The organism is Myxococcales bacterium, assembly GCA_016720545.1.
Lineage (GTDB): Bacteria > Myxococcota_A > Polyangia > Polyangiales > Polyangiaceae > JAAFHV01.
Map to the genome: position 1 here is coordinate 203576 of JADKKK010000009.1, position 10602 is coordinate 214177.

Annotated in this window: 9 protein-coding genes; 8 read left to right on the forward strand and 1 reads right to left on the reverse strand. The window is 70.8% G+C overall.

Annotated features, from left to right (window positions below; translation table 11 throughout):
* The first annotated feature begins 7 nt into the window (after window positions 1–7).
* The 3 genes from IPQ09_18360 to IPQ09_18370 all read left to right on the forward strand — a co-directional run bounded on the left by IPQ09_18360 (window position 8) and on the right by IPQ09_18370 (window position 2546).
* The gene (locus IPQ09_18360) at window positions 8–1201 is read left to right on the forward strand and encodes a hypothetical protein (protein MBL0196149.1); all 1194 of its coding nucleotides are present in this window, start codon (window positions 8–10) and stop codon (window positions 1199–1201) included.
* 254 nt (window positions 1202–1455) lie between these two features.
* A complete protein-coding gene (locus tag IPQ09_18365) occupies window positions 1456–1749 on the forward strand; it encodes a cytochrome c (protein ID MBL0196150.1) in 294 nt (97 codons plus the stop codon).
* A gap of 32 nt (window positions 1750–1781) precedes the next feature.
* Window positions 1782–2546, forward strand: a complete 765-nt coding sequence (locus tag IPQ09_18370; GenBank protein ID MBL0196151.1) for a guanylyltransferase — start codon at window positions 1782–1784, stop codon at window positions 2544–2546.
* Here IPQ09_18370 and IPQ09_18375 read toward each other — a convergent pair whose 3' ends face one another.
* Window positions 2547–2954 carry a putative toxin-antitoxin system toxin component, PIN family gene (locus IPQ09_18375; GenBank protein ID MBL0196152.1) on the reverse strand — a complete coding sequence of 136 codons (408 nt, stop codon included), beginning with the start codon at window positions 2952–2954 and terminating at the stop codon, window positions 2547–2549.
* Between the two features lie 121 nt (window positions 2955–3075).
* Between IPQ09_18375 and IPQ09_18380 the strand changes: the two genes are divergently transcribed.
* The 5 genes from IPQ09_18380 to IPQ09_18400 all read left to right on the forward strand — a co-directional run bounded on the left by IPQ09_18380 (window position 3076) and on the right by IPQ09_18400 (window position 10587).
* A complete protein-coding gene (locus IPQ09_18380) occupies window positions 3076–4488 on the forward strand; it encodes a DUF2330 domain-containing protein (GenBank protein MBL0196153.1) in 1413 nt (470 codons plus the stop codon).
* Window positions 4489–4643: 155 nt separating this feature from the next.
* A complete protein-coding gene (locus IPQ09_18385; GenBank protein MBL0196154.1) occupies window positions 4644–5543 on the forward strand; it encodes a hypothetical protein in 900 nt (299 codons plus the stop codon).
* A gap of 324 nt (window positions 5544–5867) precedes the next feature.
* Entirely contained in the window at window positions 5868–7103 is a 1236-nt protein-coding gene (locus IPQ09_18390) for a hypothetical protein (protein ID MBL0196155.1), read from the forward strand.
* On the forward strand, window positions 7100–8749 hold the full coding sequence (locus tag IPQ09_18395; protein ID MBL0196156.1) for a hypothetical protein: 1650 nt from the start codon (window positions 7100–7102) through the stop codon (window positions 8747–8749). Before IPQ09_18390 ends, IPQ09_18395 begins: the two co-directional genes overlap by 4 nt.
* Window positions 8750–8802: 53 nt before the next feature.
* On the forward strand, window positions 8803–10587 hold the full coding sequence (locus tag IPQ09_18400) for a hypothetical protein (protein MBL0196157.1): 1785 nt from the start codon (window positions 8803–8805) through the stop codon (window positions 10585–10587).
* Window positions 10588–10602 lie beyond the last annotated feature (15 nt).

Here is a 10602-nt window from a genome sequence, read left to right on the forward strand (position 1 = left end):
TCACGGAATGAGACGCGCCGCCCTGCTCGCCGTCGCGCTCGTCGCGGCCCTCGCGGCCAGCGAGGTCGGGTGTTCCGCGGCGGCTGCTCCCGGCCCGCCTGCCCCGCGGCCGCTCACGGCGGACGTCGGGGTCCACGACGTGTCGTTCCTCTATCCGCTGCCTGCTCAGGCGCAGCGCACGTCGCTGCTAGGGGCTGCGTCGGCGGGTGAGCGCGGTCCGCTCTTGCCGAACGATCTGTACGGCGGGCTCCCGCCCCTCGATTTGCTCACGCCGAACCTCCAGAGCTACCACTTGTTTCGTGTGGTCGCCGTGCGGCTCGACCCCTGCTTCCCCGGCCTCGGCGTGCCGGACGAGGCGTCGTGCAAGAACCAGCTCCGCCTCGTGATGCAGCCGGTGGTGCCCCAGGTGGGCACGCAGGCGCTCACCACCGCCGACACCGCGCTCCACTTGTTTTACTCGCTCACGCGCGTCGAGCTCGCCGACATCCTCGCGCAGCTCGTGGAGCTCCGCCGCGCCTCGGGCGCGGTCGACGGGCCGGTGGGTGTGCACCCGGCGCTGGCTCGCGAGGGCGTGGAGGGCGCCTTCGCGCGCGGCGCGCGCGCGCTGCTCCTTGGCCACGCGGGCCGCGACAACCTCACCCGAATCACGTTCATGGCGCTCGAGCAGGTGGGGCAGGCGTGGCGCTTCGGCGGCTTCGAGGTGGAGGCCGGGGCGCTCCGGCCGATGACCATCCCCCTCGTCGGTGTAAAAGAGCAGACCTTTCAGAATCTCGACCTGAAGGGGCACACGTTCGAGCGCGCGGCCACCTACCCGGCCTCCCCCTCCGAGGACGATCTCCGGCTGCTGCTCGATCCGAAGGCGCTCGAGGCCGCGGGCCCGGCCGAGCGCCTCGTCGCGTACAGGCACGCGCTCCGCATCGAGAACCCCACCGCGCACTCCCCCGACACCATCGATTGCGCGACCTGCCACGTCGCCTCGGCGGCGCGGCGCTACGCCGAGCTCACGTACGGGCTCTCCGCGACCGGGCCGGAGCGCTACCTCCACCCCGCGGGGCTCCCGCTCTCGGGCGCCACCCCGGCCGCCACGAACGAGCTCCGCGCCTTCGGCTACTTTGGAGTCCAGCCCTCGGTGAGCCCCCGGGTAGTGAATGAGACCGCCGAGGTGGTCCTCCGCGTGAACGCCACCGTGCGCACGCGCTGAGCCGCGGGGGTGCGTCTTGGCGCGCGGCGAGCCGCCGTGTGCCCGGCCCCCGCCGCTCGCGGGCGCCCCCGGCGCGGTCTCGCCCCGCGGGCCCGAACGGTGATACGCCTGTCTCATGGCCATGAAGACCTCGCGCCCGCTCATCGTCTCCGTCGCGCTCGCCGCGCTCGCCGCGCTCGCGCTCTCTGGTCGCGTGCGCGCCCAAGCTCTCGACGCCCCTGGCCGACATCCCGAAGCTCACCTCGCTCGACGCCGTGATGGACAACCAGTCGACCATCGCCGATCCGCAGTGGGGCAAGATCGGCGCGGCGAGCTACACCGACGGGGACTACACGGCGTTTGGCGCCGTCGCCGAGCGCATTCAGGTGACCAGCCTCAAGATCAAGGACTTCTCGAAGGGCCCCGAGTTCGACGCCCTCGCCATGAAGCTGAACGAGAAGGCGAAGGCGCTCGGCGCCGCCTCGATCGCCAAAGACGCGAAGGCCGCCGGGGCGGCGCTCGGCGAGATGAAGGCGACGTGCAAGGAGTGCCACTCGAAGTTCAAGTGACCGCGCGACAGCGCGCTAACTTTAGCGTGCCCATGAAGTTCACCGACCTCGACCGCCGCATGCGGGTCTTCGAGACCGCCCACGACCACTGCGTGCTCCCCGGCGTGCACATGGTGGCGCGCATCGACGGGCGCTCGTTCTCGCACCTCACGCGCGTCGCGCAAAAGTTCGACGCGCCGTACGACCTCCGGTTTCGTGACTGCATGGTCGCGACGCTGGTGCACCTCGCGACCGCGACCGGCTTCTCCGTGCTGTACGGGTACACGCAGAGCGACGAGCTCTCGCTGCTCTTCCGCCGCGACGAGGCGCTCTTCGGGCGCAAGCTCCGGAAGCTCCTCAGCGTGCTCGCGGGCGAGGCCAGCGCGAAGTTCTCGCTCGAGCTCGGCGCGCTCGGCGCCTTCGACGCGCGCATCTCGCAGCTGCCGCGCGACGAGGACGTGGTCGACTACTTTCGGTGGCGCCACGAGGACGCGGCCCGCAATGCGCTCAACGGGCACGCGTACTGGCTGCTGCGAGGGCAGGGGCTCGACGATCACGCGGCGACCTTGCGCCTGCGCGGCGCCTCGGTCGCCGATCGTAACGAGCTGCTCTTCCGCCACGGGGTGAACTTCAACGACGTGCCCGCGTGGCAGCGCCGAGGCAGCGCCGTTCGGTGGGTGTCGGTCGCGGAGCCCGGCCTCGATCCTCGCACGGGAGAGGCGACGGTCACCGAGCGCCGTCGCCTGATCGTCGACCACGACTTGCCCATGAAAGACGACTACGACGCGCTCGTCCGCGGCATCGTCACTGCGCAGTAGTCAGCGGCTCGACTCGAGCCTCGCGAGCAGCGTCGCCGGCGGGAGCACCTCGAAGCCGAGGTCGCTCGGGTAGTCGCGTAGGTTGCCGGTGATGACGGCGTCGGCGTGGCTAGCCAGGGCGACCTCCACGAACATCCGATCGTCCGGGTCTAGCAGCGGGCCGGGCCACGCCGGCACGTGGGCGATCGGGGGCGCTGCGAGGAGCTCGTCGAGGAGGCGCTCGCGCCGGGCGGGGTCGATCGGCCGAAATTTGGGCCGCGCGAGGACACTACGATACTCCGCGACGATCCGTGTATCATACAGAAATAGCGCGCCTCGCTCCAACAGCAGGTCGAGCGCGCGGGCCGGCACGCTGCCCGGGCGCAGCAGCGCCGAGACCACGACGTTGGTGTCCACGACGACGCGCATGCGCGTCGACCGTAGCTGGCGCATGGCGCCGGCGGGCGGGGCACGCGCAGGCGCAAAGAATGCGCGCGAGGGAGACGGCGGTCGCAGGAGCGCTCTCCGCGCTCGGTGCTACCGTTGGGAGATGCACCGACCCCGCCTCGTCCTGCTCGCCTCGCTGATCCTTGGCTCCACCTTCGGCTCGACCCTGCTCTATGCGCGCCCCGCCGCGGCGTGTGGCGGCTGCTTCATCCCGCCCGAGAACAACACCGTGGTCACCGACCACCGCATGATCCTGTCGGTCGCCCAAGGGCAGTCGACTCTCTACGACCAGATCCGCTACCAGGGCGCGCCCGAGTCGTTCGCGTGGGTCCTCCCCATCACCGGCGAGGCGCAGGTGGGCCTCTCGGCCGACGTGGTGTTCTCGGCCCTCGACGCGATGACCCAAGTCGCCGTGGTCGCGCCGCCCCGCAACTGTCCCCCGCCGCCCAACTGCGACGCGCTCGGGAAGAACGCCGCCGCCCCGTCGGCCGCAGGCGAGAGCGGCGGTGGCGGCGTCACGGTCACCAAGTCGGAGGTCGTCGGTCCGTACGAGACCGTGCAGCTCCAGACGACCAACCCGCAAGCGCTGAATGACTGGCTCCAGGCCAACGGCTTCTCCCTCCCCAACGAGGTGAAGCCCGTCGTCGCGGCCTACGTCCGGGAGAACTTCAACTTCCTCGCCATGAAGCTGCGGCCCGGCGCGACGGTGAAGTCCATGCGCCCCGTGCGCGTCACCACGGCGGGCTCCTCGGTGACCCTCCCGCTGCGCATGGTGGCGGCGGGGACCGGGGCCAAAGTGGGCATCTCCCTCTGGGTGCTCGGGCAGGGCCGCTACGAGCCCACGAACTTCCCCAAGTTCACGATCAAGTCCGAGGAACTTGCCTGGGACTGGGTCAAGAACGCCAGCAACTTCAAGGAGCTACGAGAGCAGAAGGCCGCGGCAGCGGGCGGGCGCGGGTGGGAGCTCGAGACCAGCCTCGCGCTCCCCGTGCAGCAGATCGACAGCGCCATCCGCAACGGGTTCTTTGGCGGCCCTGGCGGCCCCGGCGGTCCGCAGCCGCCGAGCGCCGACGGCGACTACACGCCCGTCCCTGCGGCCGGCGGGAAGCCGGCGAAGACCGCCGCCGAGGTGCGCGACGAGGACCTCGGCGTGCTGCTCGGGCGGGTCATTCCGGGCGCCGAGCTCCGCACGACGCGCCTGCGCGCCGACCTCGTGCAGGCCGCGCTCAACGAAGACCTCGTGCTCGCCGCGTCGGCCGATCAGAGCCAGCTCGGCAACACGCGCCAGGTGACCCGCGAGGTGAACGAGCCCGTGTGCCCCGTGTTCGACGGTTGCGACGTCGTGGGGCAGGCGCCACGCAGCGAAGCGGCCAACGGCGTGGGGTCCTCTTCCGCCGCGGCGCGGAGCAACTGCGCCACGTCGAGCGGGAACGTCTCCTCCGGGGGGGCGCTCTTCGCCGGCCTCGGCGCGCTTGGGCTCGTGCTCGGGCGCCTGCGCCGCCGTCGGTCCGCGTAGCCCGGCCATGAGAGCCCCGCCACACCAAGCTGCCGTCGGCGCGGTGCCGAGGCGCACCTCGCTGGAGTGTGACGCGGCTGCGTCGACGCGACAAAAAGCCGGAACACGTCACGCGGTCGCTCGACGCGTGCGGTATCCCGTGAGACGTTCGGGCCATGAAGAGGGTGGGGTTCTCGTTGGCCGCGGTGGTGGCGCTGGCGTGGCTATGGGCGTGCTCTACGGAGAGCGAGGCCCCGCCGGCAGCGCCGGACGCCGCGCCACGGCCGACGAGCCCGCCCGTCCCGTCGTCCTCGAGTGACGGTGCGATCTCGCTGGCGGACGCGGCGGCGCCCACCGACGCGGCCCTCCCCACGGATGCGGCCACACTCGCGGACGCCCCCGCCGATGCGCCCACGGACGCGGGCCCCCCAGATGCGGGCGACGACGCGTCCGATGCTGCGGCCCCGCCCATCCCCGTCGCGCTCGGGGCGGACAACGTCCTGCGCGGCCACGTGCATGGCACCTTCACCCATGACTGGCGGGGCGTCATCCGCTTGTCCGCGTCTGCCGCCGCGTGCCCTGCCCCTGCCCCCGCCGGCACGCCGATCACCGTCAGCAACGGCGCCCGGTGCTGCGTCTGGCGTGGCGCCTTCGCGGCGACCTCGGTCGCGAACATCCCCGTGGAGCTCGACCTCACGACCCGCGCGGGCACCCTCGCCGGCTCGCCCATGGGCGTGTACTCCGGCCCGCCACCCGACGCGAGCGGAGCCTTTCGCCACACGGTCTCGCCTTCGACCTTTCACCTCACGAACGGGTGGAAGGCCACGGAGGCGATCGGGGACTTGATCGGAGAGTCCTCGGCGCTCGTCGCCGAGTCCCGCGACTACTTCACGCTCATCGCCAGCGGCGCGATGCGCGAGGTGCTCATTTCGTTGAGCAGCGCGGAGGTGCAGTGGAACCCCACCGCCGGGACGTTCCGCATCCGCGACACGCACCAGGTGACGCCCGGCACCGCCGGCACGTGCGGTGCGGAGACCGCCGCGGCGACCGCGAGCTTCCTCCTCACCAGTCCCTGAGGGCGCGAAGGCAGATCGAGCGCTCGCGCTCCACGAACCTCGGTCGAGGCGTCGTCGCCGCCTCGTGTGCACGCTCTCGCCGGAGCGCGCGGGGCGGCGCGTCCGGCGGGGAGCACGCGACCACGTCGGCGAGCGCGCGAAGAAGCGCTCGGGGGCGTGCAGTGGAGGCGCGCGAGGTGCTGGCGGAGCATGGGCACATCGGGCCCCGGCCGCGCGCCGCCGTCAACGGGTGGTGCAGAATCGATCCATCCTGGGGCGAAAATTCCGCTGTCAACACATCCAAGTTGACCTTGCGCAGGTCGACCTATCGACTAGACGTACCCCATGCCACTCCTCCGCACCTTCTCCGTCCTCTCTGTCGCGGCGCTCGCCGCCGCGCTCGCGCTCGGGTGCAGCTCGGCCGCCCCGGTCGAGGAAGGCGATGACGGCACGTCGGTCGACGACATCACGCCGCAGTCGGCGGCCACCATCTGGACACTCGCGGAGCTCTGCGACTCCAACATCACGCGCCACTCGGCGGTGAAGGCGCAGGAGACCGCCGCGGGCGTCGTGCGCTGGCAGTGCGGCGACCGCGAGGGCGTCGACGGCGAGCTCGATCGCGGCCAGGAGTACTGCGAGTACATGGCCGTCTCGAACGGCAAGAAGGTCACCAAGGCCACCGAGATCACCAAGGGCAAGCCGCTCCAGTGCCTCTTCACGTCGGTGTACTCCGACGTCGACGGCCAGAGCCAATACGACGCCGCGGGCAAGAACACGTACGCGTCCGGCGCGATCGACGGCGAGCTCGCGGCGGCCCTCTCCGCGAAGGAGAACCTCGACGCCTCCATCGACCCGAAGCTCGTCCGCATGAAGGGCCAGTTCAACACGCGCGGCGCCGCCACCACGCTCATCGCCGACTCGATGCGCCTCTCCGCCGAGAAGGGCACCACGAAGGAGCGCGCCTACCAGCGCGCCGCCGCTTGCTATCTCGCCAGCAAGACCGCGACCCCGGAGAACCGCGCGAAGCTGAAGGGCATCTGCGAGCGCAACGGCCTCGGGAGCTCGAAGAACTGGAAGAGCGTCGAGGCCCTGGGGGTGAAGGTCGCCGCGGCGAACACCGAGGGCTACGAGGCGCAGCAGTCGATGTACGCGTGCATGTCGGTCAACCGCCTCCAGAACGGCGGCGTCGACTGGCGCATGTCCGACCCCCACATCACCGAGATCGTGGTGCGCGCCTCGCTCGAGTGCGGCTGCGGCTACGACGCGCTCCCCACCGCGCTCGGTGGCTTCCTCCAAGGAACGTGGGCTGCGGCCGACAAGCTCCCGCCCGGCTGCCGCCGCGCCAAGCTGAAGGACGGCACCGAGTCGCAGCAGCTCACGATCTGCGACGTGCCCGCGCAGCGCGTGGCCGAGCTCGAGAACGACTTCGACTTCAGCGAGAACCTCTCGAAGCTGTGCAACGAGATGTACGGCAAGGACATCGTCATGACCGCCCCCGCGCGGGCCGTCGAGAAGGCCGGCACGTGCGTCAACAAGACCGCCAGCGCGTTCTGCGCGGACTGGACCAAGGGCTCGAAGTGAGGTCGCTGAGGGTGTGGGCCGCGCTCCGGCGGGCACCTCACGTCGCGCCGCTCGGCTTGGCGTGGGCCCTCGCGTCCGCCGTGGCCCTCGCCGCGTCCGCCGCTGCATGCAGCAGCACCGTCGTCGACCCGATCGAGGAGTCTGAAGAGGACATCGCCGAGGCCGACGGACTCTTCGGGGACGACCGCGTGGCCGACGTCCTCCGCAAGGATCTGAAGAAGGTCCCCGCGAGCTACGCGCAGGCCGAGAAGCTCTTCGGCATGGGCCGCGCGTGCGCTCGCACCGACTCGAAAGAGATCTTCGTCGTCGAGGAGGCGCAGACCCGCGGCGAGACCGGCACCGCGAAGACCAACACGATCCTGCCGCGCGCGATCGTCACGGGCTGCAACACCCCCGACCGCGTCGCGCCACCCGAAGTGTACGACCCGCAGTGGGGCAGCTACAGCCTCATGATGGCGCTCTTCAGCGATCCCTACACCGAGGCGGGCAAGGCCGGCGACACGATGGTGTTCGACCGCGTGGAGGTCATGGCCCTCGACCGGCGGACGGGGCTCTACAACTTCTACGTGTTCTCGCCAGGGCCCGATCCCGCGGGGCCCGGCGTCATGCAGCGCGTGCGGCTCATGCCGAACAACTCGGTGCTCGTGTACGAGAAGAAGCCGACGGCCAAGCGCACGACGAAGGCGCCCAGCACGAAGGACCGGCAGTGCAACGACTGCCACGTGAACATGGGCCCGCTCATGAACGAGATGTCCGAGCCGTGGACCAACTGGGTCTCTACCCACAAGCTGCTGCCGGTCGACACCAACATCAGCGGCGCCACCAAAGAGATCGTCAGCGAGAGCGCGTCGCTCGACAAGAGCCACTCGCGCCTCAGCTTCGCCAACGATCTCGAGAAGATCATGGTCGCCGGTACGGCGGCGTGGAACGAGGGCCTCCCCAAGCAAGACGGCACCGTGGTCGACCGAACCGGATTCGTCGCGGCCAACCTCGACGGCGATCAGCCCAAGGGGATAGGCGGCCTCCTGAAGAGCGTCTTCTGCGAGACCGAGCTGCGCTACACCAGCGGCTTCGAGACCGTGCCGCTGGAGGTGTTCGCCGACCCGTTCGTCTTCGGCAGCGCGCTCGTGCGCCCGCTCTCGTACTCGCTCGACGTCTTCCCGCGGATGATGCCCGTGCGCTCCGAGATGGATAAGCGCATCGAGCGCGCCCTCCAAAAGAAGGGAGTCCTCACGTTCGCGACGGTCACCGCCGCGCGCCTCTTCGACGAGAAGAACGACATCTTCTCTCCAGCCCGCTGCGCGCTCCACGCCCAGGTGCTCGTGAACCTCCCCACCGAGGCCGCCAAGGTCGACGCGCACGTGCGGACCGTCCTCCGCGCGGCCGTCGACGGCGCCATCCCCGAGGGGCCGCGCCGCGAGTACGCGCGGGTGCTGCTCGACGACAACGCCAAAGACAAGGTCTCGGCCGCGCGCACCGCCTACCTCACCGAGGCCGTGCCTCGCATCAAGGCGGAGCTCGACAAGGTGCAGACCGCCGAGGGCCGCGCGCAGCTGAAGCGCCGCTCGACCGAGCGCAAGGCGCTCGCGCAGAAGATGTTCCCGGGCTCGCGGGTGCCGCTGCCGCTCCTACCCGCCGAAGAGTGAGCCGCGACCGCGGTCGTCAGATTTTGTCTTACTTTCAAGAGGTTGAGAAGACCATGAAGCTCATTCGTCGCACGCTCCTGCCGCTCGTCGCGCTGTCGACCGCCGCCCTCTCTGGCTTCTTCCTCCCCGCCTGCGGGGGCTCCGGCACGACGCCCTCCGAGGAGACCGCCGACGAAGACATCACGGTCGCCGGCGTGCCCGACGACACCTTCCTCACCAACGTGCTCGCGGGCTCGAAGTGCACCGTGATCGTGAAGGGGAAGCGGACGCGCACGAAGGGCACCGCCCCGTGCCCGACCACGCTCAACGCCATCCTCGACAAGCTCGAGGGGGTCGCGCCGGCCGCGGCCCCGCCGGGCTCCGCCGCGCCCTCCGGCTCCGCCACCGGCTCGGCCGCGCCGTCCGGCTCGGCCGCGCCGTCCGGCTCGGCCGCGCCGTCCGGGACGGGCACCACGCCGCCCCCGCCGGCCCCCGTCCCGGCGTCGAAGCCCGAGTTCTTCGTCGTGTCCGAGCTCGGCGACCGACCCTCCCTCGACAACGCCTACCGCTTCGTCATCGCGGGCGGCGCTGGCGTCTCCAGCGAGAAGCTCTACGTCGCCTCGTTCACGTCTGGCAAGGGCGCTCCGCAGGGCGGCACCGAGGTCATGGCGTGGAGCGAGAAGATCCAGGCGTTCGCCTACTACAAGGAAGAAGGCGGCAACTGGGTCCGCAAGGGCGACGGCACGATGGTCCCGTCGCAGGCGAAGGGCGCGAAGCCCACCTTCGAGTGCATGGCGTGCCACACCTCCGGCGGCCCCATCATGAAGGAGCTCCACGACTCGTGGGCGAACTGGACCTCCACGTGGATGACCGTCACCGATCCCAAGTCGCCCGACGCCGCGTTCAACCGCATGTTCGGCAAGGTGACCCGCGCCGACGACATGGAGAAGCGCATCATCGCCTCCGAGCACCTTCACGTGAAGGGCCGCGTCGATCGCGCCAAGACGGGCGGCGATCTGAAGGGCGTCCTCACGCAGCTGTTCTGCGACGTGGGCGAGGGCACGCTCATCGCTGCGCACTCGAAGAACAGCCAGCGCTTCGGCACGGTGAGCACGTTCTCGAGCATGCTCCCCGGCGCCTTCGTCGTGAGCCCCCTCTTCCGCGCGCCGCGCACCGGCACCGGCACCGAGCTCGGCCTCGAGAACAACCTCAAGTTCAGCCTCCCGCAGATCGACTCGCTCTCGGTCGACTCCAAGGCGTACTCCGACACGCTCGCCAAGTTCGGCAGCAAGATCGGCGGCGAGGCTGGCGACTCCATCTTCCCGATGAACGGCCCCGAGAAGAGCTACGCCGACATCGACGCGGTGCAGGAGCTGCTCCGTCAGGGCCTCGTCGACGCGGACTTCGTCGCCGACGTGCTCATGACCGATTTCACCACCCCGGCGTTCTCCGCGCCGCGCTGCGCCCTCGCCGACGCCCTCCCGGCCACGTGGAAGGATCCGGCGGAGCTCAAGACCGCGTTCGCCGCGAACCTCGCCAAGTCGAACGCGCGCGGCGCGAAGGGCCTCGCGGCTCGCCTGGCCAAGACCGACGACGCCGCCGCCCACACCGCGACCCTCGAGGCCTACGGCAAGGCTTGCGCCGACCGCAAGACCGCCAACGCGGCGACCTTCACCGAGGACACCCTGCGCGTCCTCTCCCAGCGCCGCCTCGAGTTCGTGGACGCCTACGGGTCCCTCGTGGAGTCGGAGGCGCTGCTCCCCGTCGACAACCTCGGCTCCAAGCCTGGCGCGCAGCGCTTCAACGGCACGACCTGCGTCCTCGAGCCGCAGTCGGCCGCGTTCGTCGGCGAGCAGTAGCCGCCGCGCGGACAC